This window comes from Kitasatospora sp. NPDC023120 (assembly GCF_055560835.1).
The window spans coordinates 187044-212245 of record NZ_JBVHHY010000014.1; the positions used below are offsets into that span (position 1 = coordinate 187044).

The 25202-nt window shown below is 72.7% G+C and carries 22 protein-coding genes; 9 read left to right on the plus strand and 13 right to left on the minus strand.

The window, feature by feature from the left end:
* Positions 1-68: 68 nt before the first annotated feature.
* Positions 69-800 (plus strand): SDR family NAD(P)-dependent oxidoreductase, encoded by a 732-nt coding sequence (locus tag ACZ3TI_RS22075; RefSeq protein ID WP_465728650.1) that lies wholly within the window; start codon positions 69-71, stop codon positions 798-800.
* 85 nt (positions 801-885) lie between these two features.
* Here the strand turns inward: ACZ3TI_RS22075 and ACZ3TI_RS22080 are convergent, their stop codons facing one another.
* Positions 886-1038, minus strand: a complete 153-nt coding sequence (locus tag ACZ3TI_RS22080; protein WP_465728652.1) for a CGNR zinc finger domain-containing protein — start codon at positions 1036-1038, stop codon at positions 886-888.
* A gap of 40 nt (positions 1039-1078) precedes the next feature.
* Entirely contained in the window at positions 1079-1315 is a 237-nt protein-coding gene (locus ACZ3TI_RS22085) for a hypothetical protein (protein ID WP_465728654.1), read from the minus strand.
* A gap of 81 nt (positions 1316-1396) precedes the next feature.
* Here ACZ3TI_RS22085 and ACZ3TI_RS22090 point away from each other — a divergent pair, with 81 nt between their 5' ends.
* Both ACZ3TI_RS22090 and ACZ3TI_RS22095 read left to right on the plus strand, forming a co-directional pair.
* Entirely contained in the window at positions 1397-1810 is a 414-nt protein-coding gene (locus ACZ3TI_RS22090; RefSeq protein ID WP_465728656.1) for a VOC family protein, read from the plus strand.
* A gap of 146 nt (positions 1811-1956) precedes the next feature.
* Positions 1957-4353, plus strand: coding sequence for an ATP-binding cassette domain-containing protein (locus ACZ3TI_RS22095; RefSeq protein ID WP_465728658.1), 2397 nt, complete (start codon positions 1957-1959; stop codon positions 4351-4353).
* Positions 4354-4389: 36 nt separating this feature from the next.
* Here the strand turns inward: ACZ3TI_RS22095 and ACZ3TI_RS22100 are convergent, their stop codons facing one another.
* The 6 genes from ACZ3TI_RS22100 to ACZ3TI_RS22125 all read right to left on the minus strand — a co-directional run bounded on the left by ACZ3TI_RS22100 (position 4390) and on the right by ACZ3TI_RS22125 (position 10654).
* Complete coding sequence (locus ACZ3TI_RS22100) at positions 4390-4899, minus strand: GNAT family N-acetyltransferase (RefSeq protein ID WP_465728660.1); 510 nt, start codon at positions 4897-4899, stop codon at positions 4390-4392.
* Between the two features lie 88 nt (positions 4900-4987).
* Complete coding sequence (locus tag ACZ3TI_RS22105; protein ID WP_465728662.1) at positions 4988-6856, minus strand: endonuclease/exonuclease/phosphatase family protein; 1869 nt, start codon at positions 6854-6856, stop codon at positions 4988-4990.
* 235 nt (positions 6857-7091) lie between these two features.
* On the minus strand, positions 7092-8048 hold the full coding sequence (locus ACZ3TI_RS22110; protein WP_465728664.1) for a Gfo/Idh/MocA family protein: 957 nt from the start codon (positions 8046-8048) through the stop codon (positions 7092-7094).
* 72 nt (positions 8049-8120) lie between these two features.
* A complete protein-coding gene (locus tag ACZ3TI_RS22115) occupies positions 8121-8645 on the minus strand; it encodes an LppU/SCO3897 family protein (protein WP_465728666.1) in 525 nt (174 codons plus the stop codon).
* Positions 8646-8820: 175 nt separating this feature from the next.
* The gene (locus ACZ3TI_RS22120; RefSeq protein ID WP_465728668.1) at positions 8821-9429 is read right to left on the minus strand and encodes a TetR/AcrR family transcriptional regulator; all 609 of its coding nucleotides are present in this window, start codon (positions 9427-9429) and stop codon (positions 8821-8823) included.
* Between the two features lie 313 nt (positions 9430-9742).
* Positions 9743-10654 carry a LysR family transcriptional regulator gene (locus ACZ3TI_RS22125; RefSeq protein ID WP_465728670.1) on the minus strand — a complete coding sequence of 304 codons (912 nt, stop codon included), beginning with the start codon at positions 10652-10654 and terminating at the stop codon, positions 9743-9745.
* A 220-nt stretch (positions 10655-10874) separates the two neighbouring features.
* Between ACZ3TI_RS22125 and ACZ3TI_RS22130 the strand changes: the two genes are divergently transcribed.
* Positions 10875-11216 (plus strand): hypothetical protein, encoded by a 342-nt coding sequence (locus ACZ3TI_RS22130; RefSeq protein ID WP_465728672.1) that lies wholly within the window; start codon positions 10875-10877, stop codon positions 11214-11216.
* A 183-nt stretch (positions 11217-11399) separates the two neighbouring features.
* Complete coding sequence (locus ACZ3TI_RS22135) at positions 11400-12953, plus strand: TolB family protein (protein ID WP_465728674.1); 1554 nt, start codon at positions 11400-11402, stop codon at positions 12951-12953.
* A gap of 246 nt (positions 12954-13199) precedes the next feature.
* Here the strand turns inward: ACZ3TI_RS22135 and ACZ3TI_RS22140 are convergent, their stop codons facing one another.
* Positions 13200-14393 (minus strand): glycine C-acetyltransferase, encoded by a 1194-nt coding sequence (locus tag ACZ3TI_RS22140; protein WP_465728676.1) that lies wholly within the window; start codon positions 14391-14393, stop codon positions 13200-13202.
* Positions 14394-14423: 30 nt separating this feature from the next.
* Positions 14424-15452 carry an L-threonine 3-dehydrogenase gene (gene tdh / locus ACZ3TI_RS22145; RefSeq protein WP_465728678.1) on the minus strand — a complete coding sequence of 343 codons (1029 nt, stop codon included), beginning with the start codon at positions 15450-15452 and terminating at the stop codon, positions 14424-14426.
* Positions 15453-15992: 540 nt separating this feature from the next.
* Here tdh and ACZ3TI_RS22150 point away from each other — a divergent pair.
* Positions 15993-17393, plus strand: a complete 1401-nt coding sequence (locus ACZ3TI_RS22150) for a serine hydrolase domain-containing protein (protein ID WP_465728680.1) — start codon at positions 15993-15995, stop codon at positions 17391-17393.
* Between the two features lie 63 nt (positions 17394-17456).
* On the opposite strand, the gene ACZ3TI_RS22155 is transcribed toward ACZ3TI_RS22150, so the two are convergent.
* Entirely contained in the window at positions 17457-18518 is a 1062-nt protein-coding gene (locus ACZ3TI_RS22155) for an ATP-dependent DNA ligase (protein WP_465728682.1), read from the minus strand.
* Positions 18519-18596: 78 nt separating this feature from the next.
* On the opposite strand from ACZ3TI_RS22155, the gene ligD reads away from it, so the two are divergent.
* Both ligD and ACZ3TI_RS22165 read left to right on the plus strand, forming a co-directional pair.
* A complete protein-coding gene (ligD, locus tag ACZ3TI_RS22160) occupies positions 18597-19592 on the plus strand; it encodes a non-homologous end-joining DNA ligase (protein WP_465728752.1) in 996 nt (331 codons plus the stop codon).
* 41 nt (positions 19593-19633) lie between these two features.
* Positions 19634-20284 (plus strand): GNAT family N-acetyltransferase, encoded by a 651-nt coding sequence (locus ACZ3TI_RS22165; protein ID WP_465728684.1) that lies wholly within the window; start codon positions 19634-19636, stop codon positions 20282-20284.
* 28 nt (positions 20285-20312) lie between these two features.
* On the opposite strand, the gene ACZ3TI_RS22170 is transcribed toward ACZ3TI_RS22165, so the two are convergent.
* Positions 20313-21512: an 8-amino-7-oxononanoate synthase gene (locus ACZ3TI_RS22170; RefSeq protein ID WP_465728686.1), complete on the minus strand. Its 1200-nt coding sequence runs from the start codon at positions 21510-21512 to the stop codon at positions 20313-20315.
* Positions 21513-21683: 171 nt separating this feature from the next.
* On the opposite strand from ACZ3TI_RS22170, the gene ACZ3TI_RS22175 reads away from it, so the two are divergent.
* Positions 21684-24176 (plus strand): DEAD/DEAH box helicase, encoded by a 2493-nt coding sequence (locus ACZ3TI_RS22175; RefSeq protein WP_465728754.1) that lies wholly within the window; start codon positions 21684-21686, stop codon positions 24174-24176.
* Positions 24177-24248: 72 nt separating this feature from the next.
* Here ACZ3TI_RS22175 and ACZ3TI_RS22180 read toward each other — a convergent pair whose 3' ends face one another.
* Positions 24249-25154 (minus strand): hypothetical protein, encoded by a 906-nt coding sequence (locus tag ACZ3TI_RS22180; protein WP_465728688.1) that lies wholly within the window; start codon positions 25152-25154, stop codon positions 24249-24251.
* Positions 25155-25202: the final 48 nt, after the last annotated feature.

Consider the following 25202-nt stretch of genomic DNA (forward strand, 5'->3'; position numbering starts at 1 on the left):
TGGAAGGTATCGCTGCCCACCCAATCGGTCTTGGACCCCCGCCAGGGTCCGAGAGCAGCATGGTCCCCATGAGCGAACGAACGATTGCGCTGGTCACCGGCGCGAACAAGGGAATCGGCTACGAGATCGCCGCGGGCCTGGGCGCCCTCGGCTGGAGCGTCGGCGTCGGCGCCCGCGACGATCAGCGTCGCGAGGCCGCGGTGGAGCGACTGCGCGCGGCCGGCGTCGACGCGTTCGGCGTACCGCTGGACGTGACCGACGACGCGAGCGCGACAGCCGCCGCACGGCTGATCGAGGGACAGGCCGGGCGCCTCGACGTGCTCGTCAACAACGCCGCCATCACCGGCGCCATGCCCCAGGAGCCCACCCGCGTCGACCCCGCCACCATCCGCACGGTCGTGGAGACCAACGTCATCGGCGTCATCCGCGTCACCAACGCGATGCTGCCGCTGCTGCGCCGCTCCGCCTCACCGCGGATCGTCAACATGTCCAGCAGTGTCGGCTCCCTCACCCGGCAGTCAGGGACCGCCGGCGAGCTGACCACCGGTCCGGTGGCCGCGGCGTACTCGCCGTCGAAGACGTTCCTGAATGCCGTCACCCTCCAGTACGCCCGGGAGCTGAGCGGCACGAACATCCTGATCAACGCCGCCTGCCCCGGCTACGTCGCGACCGACCTCAACGGCTTCCGGGGCGTGCGCACCCCCGAACAGGGCGCGGCCATCGCCATCAAACTCGCGGCCCTGCCCGACGACGGCCCGACGGGCCGGTTCTTCGACGACGCCGGAGTAGTGCCCTGGTGACGTGCACGGCGGTCATCACCGGGTGAGGTTGTCCGTCATCAGTCCGAGGGGGAACTCGAACCGGTCGTTCAGAACCGCCGTGGTTTCACGCCTCCGACGGCGCGTCACTGCCCTGGCGCTGCCGTCGGCGGTGTTTGCGCATGGACACCTGAGAGCCGCAGCCGGTACTGCAGTACAGCCCTCCCCCGTTGCGGGTGCGGTCGAAGAAACCGAAATGGCACGGGGGGGGTTCCGGCACGCCTTGATGCGGCTCCAGTCGCCGGTCTGCGCGAACGTCGTCACGGCAGCCAGGACGGTTCCGAACACGCGCGGCACCCCCGCCTGCGGCCAGGCCAGCTCCACACCGCCGGCCGTGACCACCTCGCCAGCGGGTAGAGCGAACCCACCCGTCGCAGGTGCCGCTCGGCACGCAGCAGCGGCTCACCCAGGCTCTCCTCGTCGCCCGAGTGCGCGAGCAGCAGAGTCACCAGGGCATCGCGCAGCTCGCGCGCGACCGCGGCGTCAGCGTCGGTCACCACGGTCTCGCCGCCGAACTGATGCAGACCGATCAGGATTGGAGAAGCATCCGCCCCGGGCCCGCGCCTAGCGTTGCGGTCATGAGCGACATCACCATCCACTGGACCTTCCTCCCGCACACCGACCCCGAGGCCTCCCTCGCCTTCTACCGCGACCTGCTCGGCTTCGAGGTCCGCAACGACGTCGGCGGCGGCGCGATGCGCTGGATCACCGTCGGCCCCGCCGACCAGCCCGGCGTCTCGCTCGTCCTGGAGCCGCCGGCGATCGACCCGGGCGTCACCGAGGACGAGCGCAGGACCATCACCGAGATGATGGCCAAGGGCACCTACGCCCGGCTCGTCCTCGGCACCCGCGACCTGGACGGGCTCTTCGACCGGCTGAAGTCCGGCGGAGCCGAGCTGGTGCAGGAGCCGACCGAGCAGCAGTGGGGCGCGCGCGACTGCGCCTTCCGCGACCCGGCGGGCAACCTGATCCGCTTCAACGAGGTTCGCTGACCGGACGGCCAGGCCATCCGGCAGCCGAAGCCCGGCAGCCACCGCCCGACGGGCCCGCCCCCGCAGCACCGGATTCTGGTTGGATCGAAGGGATCCACCGGTGACCGCGGGGCGGGCCCGCCCGATCGACAGGGAGAGACGAGACGATGCCCAAGAGGACGGACGCGCACTCCGTGCCGCACGCCGCCGACAGCCACGACCTGATCCGCGTCCACGGCGCGCGCGAGAACAACCTCAAGGACGTCAGCGTCGACATCCCCAAGCGCCGGCTGACGGTGTTCACCGGTGTGTCCGGCTCGGGCAAGAGCTCGCTGGTCTTCGACACCATCGCCGCCGAGTCCCAGCGGCTGATCAACGAGACCTACAGCGCCTTCGTCCAGGGCTTCATGCCCACCCTGGGCCGCCCCGAGGTGGACGTCCTCGAGGGCCTGACCACCGCGATCATCGTCGACCAGCAGCGGATGGGCGCCGACCCGCGCTCCACCGTCGGCACCGCCACCGACGCCAACGCGATGCTGCGCATCCTCTTCAGCCGCCTCGGCACCCCGCACATCGGCTCCCCCAAGGCCTTCTCCTTCAACGTCCCCTCGGTCAGCGGCGCCGGCGCCGTCACCCTCGAGCGCGGCGGCAAGACCGTCAAGGAGCGGCGCAGCTTCAGCATCACCGGCGGCATGTGCCCGCGCTGCGAGGGCCGGGGCAGCGTCTCCGACATCGACCTCACCCAGCTCTTCGACGACAGCAAGTCGATCTCCGAGGGCGCGATCACCATCCCCGGCTGGAAGACCGACAGCTGGTGGACGGTCGGCGTCTACGCCAACTCGGGCTTCCTCGACCCGGACAAGCCGATCCGCAAGTACACCGAGAAGGAGCTGCAGGACTTCCTCTACCGGGAGCCGACCAAGGTCAAGGTCAACGGCGTCAACCTCACCTACGAGGGCCTGATCCCCAAGATCCAGAAGTCCATGCTGTCCAAGGACAAGGACGCGCTGCAGCCGCACATCCGCGCCTTCGTGGAGCGGGCCGTCACCTTCACCGACTGCCCCGACTGCGGGGGCACCCGGCTCAGCGAGGCCGCTCGCTCCTCCAGGATCGCGGGCATCAGCATCGCCGACGCCTGCGCGATGCAGATCAGTGACCTCGCCGACTGGGTCCGCGGGCTGGACGAGCCCTCGGTGACGCCGCTGCTCACCACCCTCCGGCAGACCCTCGACTCCTTCGTGGAGATCGGCCTCGGCTACCTCTCCCTCGACCGCCCGTCCGGCACGCTCTCCGGCGGCGAGGCGCAGCGGGTCAAGATGATCCGCCACCTCGGCTCCTCGCTCACCGACACCACGTACGTCTTCGACGAGCCCACCACCGGCCTGCACCCGCACGACATCGACCGGATGAACAAGCTGCTGCTGCGCCTGCGGGACAAGGGCAACACCGTGCTGGTGGTCGAGCACAAGCCGCAGACCATCGCGATCGCCGACCACGTGGTCGACCTCGGGCCCGGTGCCGGTACGGCGGGCGGCACGGTCTGCTACGAGGGCGGCGTGGACGGGCTGCGGAGCAGCGGCACCGTCACCGGCCGCCACCTGGCCGACCGGGCGCCCCTGCGGGAGGAGGTGCGCAAGCCCACCGGGAAGCTGGAGATCCGGGGCGCGAACACCCACAACCTGCGGGACGTGGACGTGGACGTCCCGCTCGGGGTGCTCACCGTGGTGACCGGGGTGGCCGGCTCCGGCAAGAGCTCGCTGATCCACGGCTCGCTGTCCCGACGGTCGGGGGCCACCGCCGAGGGCGTGGTCTCAGTCGACCAGGGCGCGATCAAGGGTTCGCGGCGCAGCAACCCGGCCACCTACACCGGGCTGCTGGAGCCGATCCGCAAGGCCTTCGCGAAGGCCAACGACGTGAAGCCGGCCCTGTTCAGCGCCAACTCCGAGGGCGCCTGTCCGACGTGCAACGGCGCGGGCGTGGTCTACACCGACCTGGCGATGATGGCCGGGGTCGCCACCACCTGCGAGGACTGTGAGGGCAAGCGCTACCAGCCGGCGGTGCTGGAGTACCGGCTGGGCGGCCGGGACATCGCCGAGGTGCTGGCGATGTCGGTCACCGAGGCGGAGGAGTTCTTCCGCACCGGCGAGGCGAGGCTGCCGGCCGCGCACCGCATCCTGGAGCGGCTGGCGGACGTCGGGCTCGGCTACGTCAGCCTCGGCCAGCCGCTCACCACGCTCTCCGGCGGCGAGCGGCAGCGGCTGAAGCTGGCCACCCACATGGCGGACAAGGGCGGGGTCTACGTCCTGGACGAGCCGACCACCGGCCTGCACCTGGCCGATGTGGAGCAGCTGCTCGGGCTGCTGGACCGGCTGGTCGAATCGGGCAAGTCGGTGATCGTGATCGAGCACCACCCGGCGGTCATGGCGCACGCCGACTGGATCATCGACCTCGGCCCGGGCGCCGGCCGCGACGGCGGGCGGGTGGTCTTCGAGGGCACCCCGGCCGAGCTGGTCGCCGCCCGCTCCACGCCGACCGGCGAGGCCCTGGCGGCGTACGCGGGCTGAGGGGTCGTCGAGGACGATGCCGCCCCTGGCCCGGCGTCAGTCCAGCGGGAGGACCATCTCCAGGATCCGCGCCGAGGAGTCCAGTACGTACGGCGTCTCGCCCCCGGTGTACGAGAACCCGCGCCGCAGGTAGAAGGCGGCGGCGCGGGGGTTCGCCTCGTGCACCCCGAGCAGCATCCGCCGCGCGCCCCGGCCGCGGGCCCAGACGAGGACGGCGTCCAGCATGGCGTCCGCGACGCCGCGCTCGCGGCCGCGGTGCGCCGGGTCCACCCAGACGCCGATCAGGTCGACGGCGTCGGCGTGGTCCTTGTCGGGAACGGACAGCATGGTGCCGACCCACTCCCCCTGGTCGTCCACCGCGACCAGCCCGACCTTGTCGGGTTCGTTGACCCAGTTCGTCCGGGCCCGCCACTTGCCCTCGCCCTGGTGGCTCGCGTACTCGTAGGGTTCGCCGAACGCCAGCGGGGTGTCGAGGAGTTGGGCGAGGCGCACCTTCCGCAGCCGCTGCCAGTCCTCGCGCCCGATCCGCTCGATCCGGTACCGCACCTCGCCCGACCCCCCGTGAAAAAGCCTCCGCTGCCGGTGACCACCGGCAGCGGAGGCAGCATAACCGCGGCTCGGGCGCCGGCCCGCGCTACGGCTTGATGCGGACCACCTGCGGGTCGTGGTCGCTCGCCTGCTGGGCGAACTCGGCGTTGATGTGCACGACGTCGTACTTGGCGTAGCCGACCTCGGGGCTGACCAGGATGTGGTCCAGCACCTGCGAGTTGCCCTGGTAGACGTACGAGTACTGCTCGGTCTCCGGCAGTTCGTTCACCAGGTCGCGCAGCACGCCGCCCTTGGTGAGCGCGGCCAGGGCGGGCGAGAACTGGTAGTCGTTGAAGTCGCCGAGGGAGACGACCCTGGCCTCCTTGTCGGCGGCCAGCAGCCCGGCGACGAAGGCCTGCTCGACGGTGGCCTGCTTGACCCGCTGCACCTCGGAGCTGCGGGTCGGGGCCTGGAAGCGGCTGTCGATGCCCTGGTCGCCGCCCTTGCTGTTGAAGTGGTTGGCGATGACGAAGACCTTCTGGCCGCGGAAGACGAACTGGCCGACCAGCGGTTTGCGGCTGTTGGTCCAGGCCTCGTCGCCCGGCTCGATGCGCCCGGGCGAGGCGGTCAGCGCGGTGGTGGCGCCGGTGCCGGTGACGCCGACGGCGGTGGTGGCGTTGCCGCCCGGGATGTCGGTGAATGAGACCCGCTGCGGGTTGAACAGGAACACCTGGCGGATGTTGCCGCCGGGCTCGCCGCCGTCCTTGCCGTCCTGCGGGTCGATCGAGCGCCAGTCGTAGGCGGGGCCGCCGGCCGCCTTGATCGCGGCGATGAACTTGGCGACGGTCTGGCTCGCGCCGACGGTGCCGTCGTTCTTGGAGCCGTTGTCGTCCTGGATCTCCTCCAGGGCGACGATGTCGGGCGAGCGCAGGTTGGTGACGACGCCCTTGGCGAGCTCGGCGAACTTGGCGTCCGGGTTGTTCGGGGCCAGGTTCTCCACGTTGTAGGTGGCGAGGGTGAGTTCGCGGTCCGCGGCCTGGGCGGTGACCTCGCGCTGGAGGTGGTTGTCCTTCAGCGTGCCGACGGTTCCGGCGACGAGCGTGTAGCCGCCGAAGTTGTTGTAGTCCAGCGGGCCGGTGGTGGCGCCGGTCAGCTCGTCGCCGACGTTGGCCACCGGGAAGGGCTGCTGCGCGGCCGGCGCCTGCTGCTGCACCATCAGGCGGCCGACGTTGGGCTCGCGGTAGGACTCGTACAGGACGCCGCCGCGCTTGCTGCGCTGGTCCTGGCGGTCGGCGGCGACCCACAGCTCGTTGTACTTGTCGGTCGCCTGGACCACCCGGACGTCCTTGACCTGGACGAGCATGCCCTCCAGGGACTCGTAGAAGTCCAGGGCGTACTTCTCCGGGTCGAGCTTCACGCCGTCGATCGAGCCGTCCGCACCGGCCGCCGGGCTGTAGGTGCCGGGGATGTTGCGGGTGTCCACGACCACCGGGGCGGGCAGCGGGTTTCCGGAGGAGACGACCGTGATGCCGGGGGCGGAGATCTCGGTGAGGGACTGCGAGCCGCCGGAGTAGTTCGGGTAGTACTCGGTGACCTTGCCGCTCACCAGCACCGAGTCGCCGACCTTGACGGTCGGGTTGCCGCCGGTGAAGACGAAGACGCCCTCGCTGGTGGCCGGGTCGGCGTCCGGGTTCGGGTCCTGGATCCAGAAGCCCTTGGAACTGCCGTACGCACGCACGCCGGTGACGATGCCGGGCACACCGGTGACGGGCTTGCCGGCCTGCGGGGATATCCGGGTGGCGCCCTGGACGTCGTGGATCCGCAGCGGGCCGGCCTCGGTCGGGGCGGGGGTGGCGGCACCGGCGGCGTTGGCCACCGGGAGCGGGACGAGCACCAGCGAGGCGGCCAGCGAGGCCGGGATCAGGGCGGCACGCAGGAGGGTTCTGTGCGGGCGGGGTGCGGGGGCGGTGGTCACCTGGGCAGGGCTCCTAGCTCCGTCGTGCGGCACGGTCGTGGCACGGCGGTCCGGGCGGAGGCACGCTTCGAGCGCGCGCTACTCGCGTAGAGAAGAGCAGGGGACGGATCGCCGCCCCCCGCGGCGCCCCTCAAGATACGCGCGTAGAAAATGCCCCGACAAGACCCCGTCAGTGAACTGTCGGTTCCGTACACATGACTTGACGCCCGCTCAGTCCGCGCAGCTCACAGCCCGTTCACAGGCCGCTCCCAGCGGACTCCCAGGAACCCTCGACGCGCTCCACCACCAGCTCGCACAGCTCGTGGGTGCGCAGCGCGTCATGGGCGTCGAGGGTCCTGCCGCCGCGGACGGCGTCCAGGAACGCCAGCACGCACTGCTCGATGCCGCGCTGACGGGCGACCGACACCCAGTCGCCCCGGCGACGGACGGTGGGCTGGCCGCGGTGGTCGATCACCTCGGCGAGGTTGCGCACCTCGCGCTTGGAGTCGCCGCCGGAGACCTCCAGCACCTCCTCCGTCGAGCCGGACAGCCGGTTCATGATGCCCAGCGCGGTGAACCCCTCCCCGCCGAGGGTGAGCACCACGTGCTCCACCAGCCCGTCGCGCACCCGCGAACGGACGTCCACGTGCTCGATCTCACCGGGCGCGAGGAAGCGGAGCAGGTCCACCACGTGGATGAAGTCGTCGTAGACCAGGGTGCGGGCGGCCTCGGACAGGCCCTCCCGGTTCTTCTGCAGCACGATCAGGTCCCGCGGCCGCTCCTTCGCCTGGACGTAACCGGGCGCGTGACGCCGGTTGAAGCCCACCATCAGCGAGCGGCCGGTGCGGTCGGCGAGGTCGACCAGGCGGCGGGCGCCGTCCAGGGTGTAGTCCAGCGGCTTGTCCACGTACACATCGACGCCCGCCGTCAGCAGCTGCGAGACGATCGGCACGTGCTGGTCGGTGGCGGCGTGCACGAAGGCGGCGCGGATCCCGCTGCCGATCAACTCCCCGAGATCGGTGAACCGCTTCTCCGCCGCGATCCGGTACGCATCACCGATCCGGTCCAGCTTCGCCGCGTCCCGGGTCATCAGCCGCAGGTCGAGGCCGGGCAGCGCGGTGAGCACCGGCAGATAGGCCTTCTGCGCGATGTCACCGAGCCCGATCACCCCGACCGGAAGAAGGGCGCCGTCGGGGACAGAGGTCGAACTCATGGGATTCTCCATTGACGCGCCGACACCATCACCCCACCCTATTCACCGGCTCCCGCACCCCACCAACCCGGCTCAGCGGCGGATCTTGGTGAAGCAGAGCGTGAAATCGGTGCTGCGGCGGGCGTAGTACTGGATGCCGTAGTCGAAGTCCTTGCCGCAGTGCTTGCCCGCGCCGAGCAGACGGTCCGCCGTCTTGTACTGGGCCTCGGGAGAGGCGCAGTCCACGATGGTCGGCACCGGCTCCCCCTCCGGGTCCGCGATCTTGACGCAGTCCCCGATGTTCGGATCATGCGTCTTGGCCTCCACCGCCTGCGCGGACCGCGACGCCTCCGCCTTGGCCTTGCCGCCGGTGGGGCTGGTGTTGTAGTTCCACACGTACCAGGCACCGCCGCCGAAGACCGCCAGCACGATGCCGACGGACAGCACCGAGTGCAGCGGGCTGCGGCGCCGGGGCCCCGACGGACCGGCCTGCGGGCGTGGCGCGGGCGCGGGCGGCTGGCCGTAGCCGGGCTGACCGTAGGCGGGCCGGCCGTCGTAGGGCTGCGGGGCCGGCGACTGCCCGTACGGCTGGTGCGGGTAGGGCGGCGGTGCGGACATGAGTGGGTAACCCCCGTGGCTGACGAATGCGAGCGACCACCTGAATGGTGATCACCGAAGGGTAGTCACTCGGCGCACCTCCTCGGCCCACTGAGCGGCGCCCCGGCGAATCCCCCCACAATTCCCGCACTTTGCCTGGCCTTGACCTCCACGAGAGGGTGGTCTCGGGTTCCGATCACCGTCGCGTCGCGGTCACCTGCGCGGTGTCCCGGCCGGGGCGGGTGGCGGCTACGGACGGGGACTGGGGGGCGAGGAGGGACTCCGCGATGGTGCGGGCGCGCCAGGCGGCGTCGGGGGTGCCCTCGCGCAGGGCGGTGACGATGGCGCCGTCCATCAGGAGCGCGAACTGCCGTGCGCGGCAGTCGGGTTCGGGGATGTCGGCGTCGCGCATGAGCTGCTCGACCAGCTCGATGACGCGCCGTTTGTGCAGCGCCGCCATCTCGCGGGCCGGGCTCGCGCGGTCGGCGATCTCGGTCATGGTGTTGATGGCGACGCAGCCGCGGTAGTCCTGCGCCGAGAACCGTTCGGCCAGCGCGTCGAAGACGTGCAGCGGGTGGCCGCCGAAGGCCGCGACCCGCTCGGAGAGCCAGGCCCGCCACCGTGCGTCGCGGCCCTCCAGGACCGCGGTCACCAGGGCCTCCTTGCCGGTGAAGTGCCGGTAGAAGGAGGCCCGGCCCACTCCGGACTCGGACAGGATGCGCTCCACACCGACCGCGTGGATCCCGTTGGCGTAGAAGAGGGACTCTGCCGTGCTCAGCAGGCGCGCCCGTGCGTTGACTGCCATGGCAGCGATCCTAACCGCCCTTGACGCCAAACGGCACCGATCGGTACCGTCTTCGACGTCGGAACGGAACCGATCGGTACCGTTTCGGGGGAAGAGCCTTCCAGGGACGGTCCCTTCGGGGACCACCGTTCAGGGGACAGCCGAACAGCGGGGGGACGCGGTCGGACCTCCGACAGCCCCCGAGGACCAGCGGCTGCACGGCCGCCCGGGCCGGGACGCCACGCCACCTGCACACGGCGCGGCCGCCCGACCCGGGACGCCGAGCAGCCGCACAACCTTTCCGGAGACCCCTTTCCGGACGCCGGCCGGAGCGCTACGCGCCCGCGGCGGCCGCCTCGGCGAGGGCGTCGAGGACCGGGCGGATCAGCGGGTGCCCGTCCGCGCCGGCCCGGACGGCGGCGAAGACCCGCCGGGTGGCGAGCTCGCTGTCCACCGGGCGGACGGCGACCTGCCCGAGGTCCACGCCGCGCAGCGCCGAGCGCGGGACGAGGGCGACCCCGGCGCCCGCCGAGGCGAGGGCGACGACGGCGCGGAAGTCGTCCGAGGAGTGCACCAGCCGGGGCTGGAACCCGGCGTGCTCGCAGGCCAGCAGCACCACGTCGTGGCAGGGGTTGCCCGGGTAGGGGCCGATCCAGGGCTCATCGGCCAGCGCGGCGACGGCAAGTGGTCCGTCTTCGCCCGCCAGCGGGTGGCCGAGCGGCAGGACGGCCTCGAAGGGCTCGGCGTACAGCGGCACCCTGGTCAGCCGGGCGTCGTCGGCGCGCGGGGCGCCCCGGTACTCGACGGCCACCGCGAGGTCGGCTCGGCCCTCCAGGACCATCGGCAGGCTGGCGTCGCCCTCGGCGTCCAGCACCTTGAGCCGCACGCCCGGCGCGCGCTCGGCCAGCAGCCCGATCGCGGGGGCGAGCACCAGCCCGATGCCGGTGGCGAAGGAGGCGACGGTGACCTCGCCGGAGACGCCCGCGCTGTACGCGGCGAGGTCGGCCTCGGCGCGCTCCAGCTGGGCGAGCACGACATCGGCGTGGCCGAGCAGGATCTCCCCGGCGGCGGTCAGCCGCACGCCCCGGCCCTCGCGGGCGAGCAGGTGGTGCCCGGTCTCCTGCTCCAGGGCGGCCAGCTGCTGGGAGACCGCGGAGGGGGTCAGGTAGAGCGCGGCCGCCGCGGCGGTCACGGTGCGGTGGTCCGCCACGGCCCGCAGGGTCCGCAGCCGTCGTGCGTCGATCACATGCCAATTCTGCCAGCGCCGCGGAGCGGACCGGACGGGTCGAGTCCCGTCGGCCTCCCCCGGCGGGAACGGCCCGTCGGGCGGAGCTACGACCGGTGGCGTATTTCCGGACGGGATCGCTTCGCTTCGTTGACCACCGGGCCGTACGGCGCTTGGCTCGTGCCCTACCGGGCCGCGGGGGTCGAGCGGGCCCGGCACCGCTATCTGGGGAGGATGATCGATGACCACCGCACGCACCCGCCGCCGGCTGGCGCGGACGGCCTGCGTCCTCGCCGCCGCCACCGCGGTCGGCGCCGCGATGCCCGCCGCCGAGGCCCGGCCGCCCAAGGGCGACACCGCCCGGGTGAGCGAGGGCGTCAGGGGCGAGCAGCTCCGCCGCGACCTGTGGACCGGGCGGATCGAGCGGGTGAGCGTCACCGCGGACGGCTCCCAAAGCGCCGTCGGCTCCTACAACCCGTTCATCGACGCCACCGGCGACACCGTGCTCTTCGACGCCGAGGACGGCGACCTGGTGCCGGGGGACACCAACACCTTCACGGACGTCTTCCGGCGCCGCCTGTGACCCCGAGCCCGCCGATGGGCCCGCTGGCCTGATCCTCCGTACGGAATACGTCCGTTGACGTATTTTCCGCCGATATCACCCACGGTCGTTGACCACCCCTCCCTCCCGGCGATTGGCTCTCCCCGAGCCCGTCGCCGGGAGGGAGCCCGGCGCAGGGGCGATCACAGGGGGAGGACCACGCCCATGACCACGCCCAGGACCCGCAGCACCCGGAACCGGTGGCTGTCCGGCGGCGGCAGCATCCTCGCGGCCGCCGCCGTGCTCGCCGTGACCGCCGCCCCGGCCCAGGCCGCCCCGGCGCCGCGCGGCACCGTCCAGGTCAGCGTCGGGCTGGACGGCGCCGCGCCGGACAACCAGTCGCAGAGCCACGGGGTGAGCGCCGACGGCCGCTACGCCCTGTTCACCTCGTGGGCCACCGACCTGGTGTCCCAGCCCGCGAGGAGCGGACGCGACGCCTACGTCCGCGACCTGCGCACCGGCCGCACCGAGCGGGTCAACCTGGCCGACGACGGCTCGGCGCTGAACGGCTTCACCGACTACGTCGCGATCAACGCCGACGGCCGCTACGTCGCCTTCGAGAGCGACGCCGAGAACGTGCTGCCCGGCATGCCGGTGCCGGGACGCACCGAGGTGTACCTCCGCGACCGCAGGACCGGCCGCACCGAACTGGTCAGCAGCGGGCTGAACAGCGCCGACAGCGACAAGTTCCATGCCTCGTACGCGCCCTCGATCAGCGCCGACGGCCGCTACGTGGCCTTCGTGTCCAGCCGCACCGACCTCGTCCCGGGCATGACGGGCGGCGACCCCTCGCTCACCAGGCCGTACACCTGGGACTACAACATCTACGTCACCGACCGCCGGACCGGGACGACCCGCCTGGTGTCCCTCGGCGCGGACGGCAAGCCGGGCGACGGCATGTCCCTCAACCCGACCATCAGCGCGGACGGCCGCACCATCGGCTTCACCTCCTTCGCGTCCAACCTGCTGCCCGCCGCGCAGATCCCGGCCCTCGCCGCGCCCGCGTCCCCCGCGGTCGCCGCCCCAGCCGACGTCGAACTGGCCCCCGGCACCGCCCCGGCCCTGCCGCGCAGCACCCAGGAGGGCCCGGCGAAGGCGAACCTGGCCCGGCCGACCACCGGCGCCTACTACACCTACGACGTGGAGTCCGGCCGCATCTCCGCCGCGAGCCTCGACCTCGACGGCAAGCTCGGCTACGCGAGCTTCGACGCGACGATCAGCCCCGACGGGCGGCGCGCGATCTACGCCCTGCCCGAGCCCGGCGGGTCGACCAACGGCCACCGGTACCACCTGGTGCTGTACGTCCGGGACCTCAGGAAGGGCACCGTGACCAAGGTCAGCGGCGGCCTGCCCGGCACCACCTCGGTCGGCACCTCCGACCACGGCAGCATCACCGCCGACAACCGCTGGATCTACTTCTCCTCCGCCGCCGACAACCTGGTGGCCGGCCCGCAGCACCCGGGGTGGGACGTCTACCGCCAGGACCTGTGCACCGGCCGCACCGAGCGGGTCTCCACCGCACCGGACGGCTCCCTCGGCAACGGCTCCTCGGTCGACCCCTTCGTGGACGCCCGCGGCGACACGGTCGTCTTCGGTTCGACCAGCGGCAACCTGGTCGCCGGCGGCAACGCCCCGGCGGGCGACAACCAGGTCTTCGCCCGCGCCGACGGACACCACGGCGACGGCAACGACGACGACCAGGGCCAGGACGAGGACTGACCCGGACGGCGGGCCGGCCCCGGAAACCGCGACGGGGGCGGGACGTCGGCCGGGCCGGCGTCCCGCCCCCGTGCGGGAGGGTGGGGCAGGTGGTTGGGCGCCGCGCGGCGGAGAGGCATCGACGCGCCTCCGCCGCACGGCAGTTCGTGAGCCCGTGCGGGCTGATGAGCCCGCGGGCCGGTCCGGTTCCGAGCGGTCCGGCCCGCGGGCAGTCGGTGCGGGACCCTGCCGGGCCCGGCGGGGGTGTTACTCCCCCAGCGCGGCGCGCGCGTCCACGAAGGCCGCGACGGCGCGCTCGACGTCCTCGGTGGAGTGCGCCGCGGACAGCTGCACCCGGATGCGGGCCTGGCCGTGCGGGACCACCGGGTAGGAGAAGCCGATCACGTACACGCCGCGCTCCAGCAGCAGTTCGGCGAGCTTGCCGGCCTTGGCCGCGTCGCCGATCATCACCGGGGCGATCGGGTGGTCGCCGGGCAGGATCTCGAACCCGGCCTCGGTCATCTTCGTGCGGAACAGCGCGGTGTTGGCCGCCAGCCGCTCCCGCAGCTCGTTGGACTGCTCGACCAGGTCGAGCACCTTCAGCGAGGCGGCCGCGATCACCGGGGCCAGCGAGTTGGAGAACAGGTACGGGCGGGAGCGCTGGCGCAGCAGCGCGACGATCTCCCGGCGCGCGGCGACGTAGCCGCCGGAGGCGCCGCCGAGGGCCTTGCCCAGGGTGCCGGTGATGATGTCCACGCGGTCCATCACGCCGTGCAGCTCGGGGGTGCCGCGGCCGCCCGCGCCGACGAAGCCGACGGCGTGCGAGTCGTCCACCATGACCATGGCGTCGTAGCGGTCGGCCAGGTCGCAGATCTCCCGCAGCGGGGCGACGTAGCCGTCCATGGAGAACACGCCGTCGGTGACGATCAGGCGGCGGCGGGCGTCCTGGGTCTCCTGAAGCTGCTTCTCCAGGTCGGCCATGTCGCGGTTGGCGTAGCGGTGGCGGCGGGCCTTGCTGAGCCGGATGCCGTCGATGATGCTGGCGTGGTTCAGCGCGTCCGAGATGACGGCGTCGTTGGCGTCGAGGAGGGTCTCGAAGACGCCGCCGTTGGCGTCGAAGCAGGAGGAGTAGAGGATCGTGTCCTCCTGGCCGAGGAAGGCCGAGAGGCGGTCCTCGAGCTCCTTGTGGACGTCCTGGGTGCCGCAGATGAAGCGCACCGAGGCCATCCCGTAGCCCCAGCGGTCCAGCGCGTCCTTGGCCGCGGCGAGCACCTCGGGGTGGTCGGCCAGGCCGAGGTAGTTGTTGGCGCAGAAGTTCAGCACCTCGCCGGGCTTGCCGCCGCCGGTGACGGTGACCGCGGCGCTCTGCGGGGTCCCGATCACCCGCTCGGGCTTGAACAGGCCGGCCTCGCGGATCTCGTCGAGGGTGGCGGCGATGTCGGCGCGCACGTTGTCGAACACAACAGGCTCCTTTTGCGTCGGCGGGGTGGCTCAGGCGGTCCAGTCGAGGATGATCTTGCCGCAGTTGCCGCCCGCGGCGTCGTCGAAGGCGGTCTGGAAGTCGTCGGCGGCGTAGCGGCCGGTGATCACCGGGCTGAGGTCCAGGCCGCCTTCCAGCAGCACGGACATCGCGTACCAGGTCTCGAACATCTCGCGGCCGTAGATGCCCTTGATGGTGATCATCGAGGTGACGATCCGCGCCCAGTCGACGGCGAAGTCGTCGGCCGGCAGGCCGAGCATGGCGATCTTCCCGCCGTGCGTCATGTTGGCGATCATCGACTGCATCGCCTCGGGGCGGCCGGACATCTCCAGGCCGACGTCGAAGCCCTCGCGCAGGCCGAGCTTCTGCTGGCCCTCCTCGATGGTGTGCTCGGCGACGTTGAGCGCCAGCGTCACGCCGACCTCGCGGGCCAGCTCGAGGCGGTACGGGGAGACGTCGGTGATCATGACGTTGCGGGCGCCGGCGTGCTTGGCGACGGCGGCGGCCATGATGCCGATCGGGCCGGCGCCGGTGACCAGCACGTCCTCGCCGACCAGGGGGAAGGACAGCGCGGTGTGCACGGCGTTGCCGAAGGGGTCGAAGATCGCGGCCACGTCCAGGTCGACCGGCACCCGGTGCACCCAGACGTTGGAGGCGGGCAGGGCCACGTACTCGGCGAACGCGCCGTCGCGGTTGACGCCCAGGCCGACGGTGTTGCGGCACAGGTGGCGGCGGCCGGCCTGGCAGTTGCGGCACTTGCCGCAGACCAGGTGGCCCTCGCCGCTGACCAGGTCGCCGACCGCGACGTCCGCGACGCCTGCGCCGATCTCGGCGACCTCGCCGACGAACTCGTGGCCGATCGTCATCGGCGTCCTGATGGTCTGCTGCGCCCAGCCGTCCCACTTGCGGATGTGCAGGTCGGTGCCGCAGATGCCGGTCCGCAGCACCTTGATCAGCACCTCGCCGGGGCCGATCTCGGGCTTCGGGACGTCGATCATCCAGAGGCCGGGCTCGGCCTTCTGCTTGACGAGTGCCTTCACGGGCGACGGCTCCTGACGTGCGGGTGGGACGGCCTTCGGGGGTCGGGCAGGCCGCGGCGGCCCGGTTCGGCCGCTCCTGGCGGGCGCACTCCGGGCAGGCAGAAATCTGCCTGGTGGGAGCGGGTGCGGTCCATCGAGGAATTCTTAAGGGCGGCCACAGCTGGGCTAAACGATCGTGCCCGAGTAGCGGGCAAGGGCGGGTGCGGCGTGCCGGTGCTCACCCCTTCGGCCGAGCGCGGGGCGGCCGCCGCGACACCAACCGGCGCTCGGGCGGGGGTACTTGACAGCACTCGGCAACGCCCGACAGCACTTGCCGACGCGTGGCGGGACTCGGCGACGCCGGGCAAGGCTCCCGAGCCGTCGACGGCGGGCACCGCCAGCCGAGCCGGGCCACTCGGGTGGGGTCGGGCCCGTTCGGGCCAGCCCGGCCGCAGCCGACGCGCGGGCGTTCGAGGGCGGTGCTTACGGTGGCGAGGCTCCCCCGCGGCCCCGTGGAGCAGCACCCCGGGGCCCACCGCCCCAGAGAGGCCGCCCCGACCCATGACCAAGACCCGACGGCCGCGCCCGGCCGCTCCCCGCTCTGTCGGCCGTGCGACCGCCGCCGCCCTGGCCCTCACCGGGCTGCTGGCCGTCTCCGCCTGCTCCGGGGACTCCACGCCCGCCCGGCAGGCCGACGGCCCCGCGGTCACCGCCGAACCCCTCGCGCTCAGCCCGTCCCCGACCGCCACCGGCGGGGCGTCCGGCTCGGCGTCGGCGTCGGCGAGCGTCGTCCCGCTCACCCCCGCCGTCACCGCCAAGCTCGACGCCGCGATCAAGGACGTGATGAGCCAGGTCGGCATCCCCGGGGTGATCGTCGGCTACACCACGCCCACCGACACCTACCTGCGCACCTTCGGCGTCTCCGACAAGAGCACCGGCGCGGCGATGACGCCCGATATGTACATGCGGATCGGCAGCGTCACCAAGACCTTCACGACCACGGGCATCCTGCGGCTGGTGGACCAGGGCAAGGTCGGCCTGGACGACCCGATCTCCAAGTACATCCCGAACGTGCCCGGCGGCGACCTGATCACCATCCGCGAACTCGGCGAGATGCGCAGCGGCCTGTACAACTACACCTTCGACCCGGACTTCCAGCAGGCGTTCTTCAGCAACCCGAACCGCCCCTTCACCCCGGAGGAGCTGCTCGGGTTCGCGTTCAAGCACCCGGCGAACTTCGCGCCGGGTGCCAAGTTCGAGTACTCCAACACCAACCTGATCCTGCTCGGCCTGGTCGTCGAGAAGATCGGCGGGCAGCCGCTCGCGGAGTTCCTGAAGCAGCAGGTGTTCACCCCGGCCGGGCTGGGCAAGACGATCATGCCGACCGACGCGACCTACCCGTTCCCGCACGCCCACGGCTACACCAACCAGACGCTCAGCGGCGCGGTCGAGGACGCCACCGACTGGAACCCGTCCTGGGCCTGGTCCGCCGGGGCCATCATCTCCACCCTCGCCGACCTGCAGACCTGGTCGAAGGTGCTGGCCACCGGCACGCCGCTGATCACCCCCGCCACCCAGGCGGAGCGGCTGAAGGTCGTGGACGTCGGGCCGAGCCCCGACCTCGCGTACGGCTTCGGGCTGTTCAAGACGCACGGGTGGATCGGGCACAACGGCTCGCTGCCCGGGTACGAGAGCGTGGTGCTGTACCTGCCGGAGGCGCAGGCCAGTCTGGTCATCCTGCTCAACACCGACATCCTGCACGACGGTTCGGAGCCGTCCACGTTCCTCGCCCGGGCGATCACGCAGATCGTCTCGCCGAACAACGTCTACACCCTGCCCAGCCCGCCCGCTTCGGCCTCGTCCTCGGCCTCGTCCTCGGGGGCCAAGCCCAGCTCCCCGGGCTCCCCCACGCGGACGACACCGTCCACGCCCGGCTCCTCCGCCACGCTGCACATCTCCTGAACCCGCCGTCACGCCGTCGGCCCGACCCGAACACAGGTCGGGCCTACGGAATTTGAGCTTCCGTCAGATACCCAGCACCCGGGACAGGTCGTACGAGACCGGCTCCTCCAGCTGCTCGTAGGTGCAGCTCTCGGGGGTGCGGTCCGGCCGCCAGCGGCGGAACTGCGCGGTGTGCCGGAAGCGGGTGCCCTCCATGTGGTCGTACGCGACCTCGACCACCCGCTCGGGGCGCAGCGCGATCCAGGAGAGGTCCTTGCCGCCGGTCCAGCGGCTGACCGCGCCGGGCAGTCGGCCCTCGGCGTGCGCGGCCTCGTCCGCCCAGGCGCCCCAGGGGTGCCGGGAGAGGTCGTCCATCCGCAACGGGGCCAACTCCTCGGCGAGTTCGCGGCGGCGGGCCATCGAGAACGCCGCGCAGACGCCGACGTGCTGCAGCCTCCCGTCCGCGTCGTTGATGCCGAGCAGCAGGGAGCCGACCACCGGGCCGCTCTTGTGCTCGCGGTAGCCGGCCACCACGCAGTCGGCGGTGCGCTCGTGCTTGATCTTGTACATGGTCCGCTCGCCCGGCCGGTACGGTTGGTCCAGCGGCTTGGCGACCACCCCGTCCAGCCCGGCGCCCTCGTACTCGGCGAACCAGGTCTGCGCGAGGTCGCGGTCGGTGGAGGCAGGGGCGGTGAACACCGGGTCGGCGGCGTCGGCGAGCGCCGCCTCCAGGGCCGGGCGGCGCACCGACAGCGGCTCGTCCAGCAGGGAGTCGTCACCGAGGGCGAGCAGGTCGAAGGCGACGAAGGAGGCCGGGGTCTGCTCGGCGAGCAGCTTCACCCGGCTCGCGGCGGGGTGGATGCGCTCCAGCAGCTCCTCGAAGCGCAGCCGCCCGTCCCGGGCGATCACCACTTCGCCGTCCAGCACGCAGCGGGGCGGCAGCTCGCGCCGGAAGGCCTCCACCAGCTCGGGGAAGTACCTGGTCAGCGGCTTGCCGGTGCGGCTGCCGAGCTCCACCTCGGCACCGTCGCGGAACACGATGGTGCGGAAGCCGTCCCACTTGGCCTCGTACTGCATGCCGGACGGGATCTTGGCCACCGACTTGGCGAGCATCGGCGCCACCGGTGGCATCACGGGCAGGTCCATGCGTCCGATCCTCGCCCGGTTCGCCCCGGGACGCGCGGCGGGCCCGGGGCGCTTAGCGTGAGGGGCATGGGCTCAGCCGTGGAACTGGAAGTCGCCGGGCGCACCGTCCGGCTGTCGAATCCGGACAAGGTGTACTACCCCGAGCGCGGCTTCACCAAGCTGGACGTCGCGCAGTACTACCTGGCCGTCGCCGACGGGGTGCTGCGCGGCCTGCGCGACCGCCCGACCACCCTGCAGCGCTTCCCGGACGGCGTGGACGGCGAGTTCTTCTACCAGAAGCGGGCGCCCAAGGGCCTGCCGGACTGGCTGCCCACCGCCCGGATCGAGTTCCCCAGCGGCCGCTCCGCCGACGAGATCTGCCCCACCGAGCCGGCCGCCGTGCTGTGGGCCGCCAACCTGGGCTGCCTCACCTTCCACCCCTGGCCGGTACGGCGCTCTGACACCGACCACGTGGACGAGCTGCGCATCGACCTCGACCCGCAGCCCGGCACCGACTTCCACGACGCCGTCCGCGCCGCCCACGAGCTGCGCGCCCTGCTGGAGGAGTACGGGCTGCGCGGCTGGCCCAAGTCCTCCGGCGGGCGCGGCCTGCACGTGTACGTGCCGCTGGCGCCCGAGTGGACCTTCACCGACGGACGGCACGCGGTGATCGCCCTCGGCCGGGTCCTGGAGCAGCGGATGCCCGGCAAGGTCACCACCGCCTGGTGGAAGGAGGAGCGCGGCGAGCGGATCTTCGTCGACTACAACCAGATGGCCCGCGACCGCACCATCGCCTCCGCCTACTCCCTGCGCGCCCGCCCCCGCGCCACCGCCTCCACCCCGCTGCACTGGGAGGAACTGGACGACGCCTCCCCCGAGGACTTCGACCTGCGCACCGTCCCGGCCCGCTTCGCCGAACTCGGCGACCTCAACGCGGAGATGGACGGCCAGGCGTTCCGCCTGGAGGCCCTGCTGGAGCTGTACGAGAAGCAGCTCCACGACGAGGGCCTCGGCGAACTCCCCTACCCGCCCGACCACCCCAAGGCCGCGGGCGAGCCGACTCGCGTCCAACCCAGCCGGGCCCGGAAGAAGTGAACGCGGCGTAGGCTGGCGCTCTTCGAGGGCTGGGGGCGCGGATGGGCGTGCGGGCGCTGGCGGAGATCCTGGCGGACGCGGCGGGCGGGGTGTTCCCGCCGCCGGACGGTTCGGTCACGGTGGTGCCGCAGCCGTCGCCGCGCGAGGCCGGGGTGGTCGCCTTCGCCGCGCACGCGGTCGTCTTCACCGACGAGGACCCGGCCTGGGTGCGCGAGACCCTCGCCGCCACCCCCGGCGACCCGCTGTCCGCGCCGCTCTGCCCGCCCTTCCTGACCGCCTTCGCCGAGCGCACCGGGCGGACCGTCGACAACATCGACCTGCTGACCGCCGCCGACCGCCTCCCCGGCGAGCCGCCGGTCCCGCTCGAGGAGGTGCGCGACCGCGAGCACCCCCGGGTGGTCCGCGCCCTGCGCTACCGCGAGGACGTCCGGGTCTTCAGCACCGACGGCGGCGTGCTCGTCCTCGGCCGCGGCGTGGCCGGCCGCTGGGAGTGCGCCGTCGAGGTCGACCCGCACACCCAGGGCCGCGGCCTCGGCCGCGCCCTCGCCACCGCCGCCCGCCACCTCCTCCCCGAGGGCCAAACCGTCTGGGCCCAGCAGGCCCCCGGCAACGCCCCCAGCGTCCGCGCCTTCCAGGCGGCGGGCTACCGCCCGCTCGGCGCGGAGGCCCTGCTGGTGACGGGGCAGCCGTAGGGTCTGTCCGACGGTTCCCTCCGGGCGGTCATTCCCGCCGGGCCCCCGCCGGTGCCAGGTCGGCGATGAGTCGCACGGCGTCGGCGATCTGGCCGTCGGTCAGGTCGCCGCGGGCGGTGAGGCGCAGCCGGGAGATGCCGTCCGGGACGGACGGGGGGCGGAAGCAGCCGACGGCGAGGCCCGCGCGACGGCAGTCGGCGGCCCAGGCGACGGCGGCTTCGGGGCCCGGGGCGCGGACGGAGACCACGGCGGCGTCGGGCTCGCAGGCGTGCAGGCCGGCGGCGGTGAGCTGCCGGGCGAGGGTGCGGGCGACCTCGCGGGCGCGCTCGGCGCGGGCGGGTTCGGCGCGCAGCAGGCGCAGGGCGGCGAGGGCGGCACCGGCGGCGGCGGGGGCGAGGCCGGTGTCGAAGATGAAGGTGCGGGCGGTCTCGGTGAGGTGGCGGATGACCCGGCGCGGGCCGAGGACGGCGCCGCCCTGGGAGCCGAGCGACTTGGAGAGCGTCACGGTGGCGACGGTGTCGGGGCGCCCGGCGAGTCCGGCGGCCGCGAGGGCGCCGGTGCCGCCGGGGCCGAGGACGCCCAGCCCGTGCGCGTCGTCCACGAGCAGGGCGGCGCCGTGCGCGCCGACGGCTTCGGAGAGGGCGGGCAGCGGGGCGGCGTCGCCGTCCACCGAGAACACCGAGTCGCTGACGACCAGCGCCCGCCGCTGGGCGCGCCCGGCGAGCGCCTCGGCCACGGCGGCGGGGTCGCTGTGCGGGGCGCGGTAGACGTCGGCGCGGGAGAGCCGGCAGCCGTCGATCAGCGAGGCGTGGTTGTAGGCGTCGGACACGATGAGGGTGTCCGGGTCGGTGAGCGCGGTGAGCGCGGCGAGGTTGGCGGTGTACCCGGAGGAGAACACCAGCGCCGCCTCGGCCCCGCAGAAATCGGCGAGCTCCTCCTCCAGTTCGGTGTGCAGCGCGGTCGTGCCGGTGACCAGCCGCGAGCCGGTCGAGCCGCCGCCCCAGCGCAGCGCGGCCTCCGCCGCCGCCCGCGTGACCACCGGGTGCCTGGTCAGCCCCAGGTAGTCGTTCCCGGCGAGGTCCAGCACCGGGTCCTCGGCCCCCCTGCTGCGCAGCGTACGCGTCAGCCCGGCGTCGGCCCGCAGCACGGCGGCCTCGTCGAGCCAGTCGAAGACGGTCTCGGGGGCGAGGACGGAGGGACGCGGTTCGAACGCGAGGGGCTGGCTCATGCCCGGCACTCTGGCACGCCGCCCGAAGCGGGATCAATGTGCGGCTCGGCACATGATCGGCGCACCCGCCTGGCCGGTCGCCACAACGCGCCCGTCCCCTCCGGTCGGCCCCGGGCTTTGCCGGGGGTGGCGGCAAGCAGGCAAGATAGCCGGGTGACCCTCCTTGATCTGATGCCGAAGCCCGCCACGCCCGACGCGCTGTACGAGACGTTCGCCGCCTGGGCGGAGGAGCGGGGGATCACGCTGTACCCGGCGCAGGAGGAGGCGCTGATCGAGCTGGTCTCGGGGAACAACGTGATCCTGGCGACGCCGACCGGCTCGGGCAAGAGCCTGGTGGCGGCGGGGGCGCACTTCGCGGCGCTGGCGGAGGGGCAGCGGACCTTCTACACCGCGCCGATCAAGGCGCTGGTGTCGGAGAAGTTCTTCGACCTGGTGAAGATGTTCGGCACCGAGCAGGTCGGCATGATGACCGGCGACGCGAGCGTGAACCCGACCGCGCCGATCATCTGCTGCACCGCCGAGGTGCTCGCCCAGATCGCGCTGCGGGACGGCGCGCGGGCGGACATCGGCCAGGTGGTCATGGACGAGTTCCACTTCTACGCCGAGCCGGACCGCGGCTGGGCCTGGCAGATCCCGCTGCTGGAGCTGCCGCAGGCACAGTTCCTGCTGATGTCGGCGACGCTCGGCGACGTCCGCCGCTTCGAGGAGGACCTGACCCGCCGGACCGGCCGTCCGACGACGGTGGTCCGCAACGCGACCCGTCCGGTGCCGCTGTTCTACGAGTACCGCCGCACCACGATGCACGACACGCTGGAGGAGCTGCTGCAGACCGGCCAGGCGCCGGTCTACGTCGTGCACTTCACGCAGAAGGAGGCGGTGGAGCGGGCGCAGTCGCTGATGAGCATCAACATGTGCTCGAAGGCGGAGAAGGAGGCCATCGCCGAGCTGATCGGCAACTTCCGCTTCACCACCAAGTTCGGCCGCAACCTGTCCCGTTTCGTGCGCCACGGCATCGGCGTGCACCACGCGGGCATGCTGCCGAAGTACCGCCGGCTGGTCGAACGCCTCGCCCAGGCGGGCCTGTTGAAGGTGATCTGCGGTACCGACACGCTGGGCGTCGGCGTCAACGTGCCGATCCGCACGGTGCTGTTCACCGCCCTGTCGAAGTACGACGGCACCCGGGTGCGGATCCTGCGCGCCCGCGAGTTCCACCAGATCGCGGGCCGGGCCGGTCGGGCCGGGTTCGACACCGTCGGCCAGGTGGTGGCGCAGGCGCCGGAGCACGTGATCGAGAACGACAAGGCGATCGCCAAGGCCGGGGACGACCCGAAGAAGAAGCGCAAGGTGGTGCGCAAGAAGGCGCCGGAGGGCTTCGTCGGCTGGACCGAGGAGACCTTCGAGAAGCTGATCGCCGCCGACCCGGAGCCGCTGGTCTCCCGGTTCAAGGTGAGCCACGCGATGCTGCTGTCGGTGATCGGCCGCCCGGGCAACGCCTTCGAGGCGATGCGCAAGCTGCTCACCGACAACCACGAGGACAAGGGCGCGCAGCGCCGGCACATCCGCACCGCGATCGCCATCTACCGCTCGCTGCTGGAGGGCGGCGTGGTGGAGCGGCTGCCGGAGCCGGACGCCGAGGGCCGGATCGTCCGGCTGACCCTGGACCTGCAGGAGAACTTCGCGCTCAACCAGCCGCTGTCCACCTTCGCGCTGGCCGCCTTCGAGCTCCTCGACCCGACCTCGCCCTCGTACGCGATGGACGTGGTCTCCGTCGTCGAGGCGACCCTCGACGACCCGCGCCAGATCCTCGCCTCGCAGCAGAACAAGGCGCGCGGCGAGGCCGTCGGCGAGATGAAGCGGGACGGCATCGAGTACGAGGAGCGGATGGAGCGGCTCCAGGAGATCACCTACCCGAAGCCGCTGGAGGAGCTGCTCACCCACGCCTACGAGGTGTACCGCCGGGCGCACCCGTGGATCGGCGACCACCAGCTGCAGCCGAAGTCGGTGGTCCGCGACCTGTACGAGCGGGCGATGACCTTCTCGGACTACGTCGGCTTCTACGAGCTGGCGCGCACCGAGGGCATCGTGCTGCGCTACCTGGCCGGCGCGTTCAAGGCGCTGGAGCAGACCGTCCCCGAGGACGTGAAGACCGACGACCTCAAGGACGTCATCGCCTGGCTCGGCGAGCTGGTCCGCCAGGTCGACTCCAGCCTGCTGGACGAGTGGGAGCAGCTGGCGAACCCGACCGAGCCGCAGGCCGCCGAGGTGCGGCTGGACGACAAGCCGGCGCCGGTCACCGCCAACGCGCGCGCCTTCCGGGTGCTGGTCCGCAACGAGATGTTCCGCCGGGTCGAGCTGTGCGCGCTGGAGCACTGGGACGAACTCGGCGAGCTGGACGGCGAGTACGGCTGGGACGCGGACCGCTGGGCGGACGCCATGGACGGGTACTGGGACGAGTACGACGACCTCGGCACCGGCCCGGACGCGCGCGGCCCGAAGATGCTGATCATCGAGGAGGAGGACTCCGCCTGGCGGGTCCGCCAGATCTTCGACGACCCGGAGGGCGACCACGACTGGGGCATCAGCGCCGAGGTCGACCTGTACGGCTCGGACGAGGAGGGCCGGGCGGTGCTGCGGGTGACGGCGGTGGACCGGCTCGGCGGCTGACGAGCCGTCACGTACCGAAAGGGGGCCCGGCGCGCTGCCGGGCCCCCTTCGCCGTTCACCGCCGAGCGTTCGTCACATCCAGACGAACGGCGACCCCGCCGCGAACGAGATCGCGCGGGTGGCCTCGTCCAGGTTCTGCTCGGCGCTGGGCGCCGTACCGGTGGGCGTCGGGGCGGGGCCGGCGGGCGGCGTGGCGGCGCCGGTCGGGGTGGCGGGAGTCGTCGGGCGGCCGTCGCCCACCCGCGAGCTGGTGACCGTCACGTAGTGCCCGACCGCCTCGACCCGCGGGTCGCCGGCCGGCTTGGCGCCGGCGGGCTGGGCGGGGGCGGTGACGGCGTCCGCCAGGATGAAGGCGACCGACCCGGGCTTGGCCCGCAGGGCCTCGGCGGCCCTGGCGGCGGCGGCCTGGTCGGGGAAGCGCAGCAGGGTGACGCTGCTGAGCACCGGGCGGTCCTGGCCGCTGAAGCTGACGGTCAGGTACGCCTGGCAGCCGCTGTCCTTCAGCGGGTCCTGGGCGCGGTCCTGGAGCACCTCGGCGCAGTTCTCGCCCTGCCGGGCGCCGTTGCGCCGCGCCTTGTACCCGCCGACCTCGACCAGCCGCTGGGCGGGGAAGATGTTGTCGACGTTGAGCGCCTCGGGGTCGGTGCGCGGCGGCGCGGTTCCCACCACGGGCGGCGTCCGGGTGGCGTCCTTGGTGGACGGGCCGAGCCCGGGTATGTAGTCGCCGGGCGTCGGGCGGGTGATGATCCAGCTGCCGGCCACGACCACGCCGACCACGACGATCCAGCCCGCCGCCCGACGGCCGGTCAGCCGCGGGCCCGGCCTGCGGCCCGCGACGGGGCCGGTACCGGCGGCGGTACTGGTACTGGTACTGGTGGCGGTACTCTCGCCGGTGTCGGCACCCCCGCCGGTCCGCTGTCCTGCCTGGCCTTCCCGGCCCTCTCCCGGTGTCGGGGTGCGCTCCCCCTGCGTGGTCATGGCGCAGATTCTAAGCACCCCGGGGGTGGCCTGGATCACGGGGTCGGG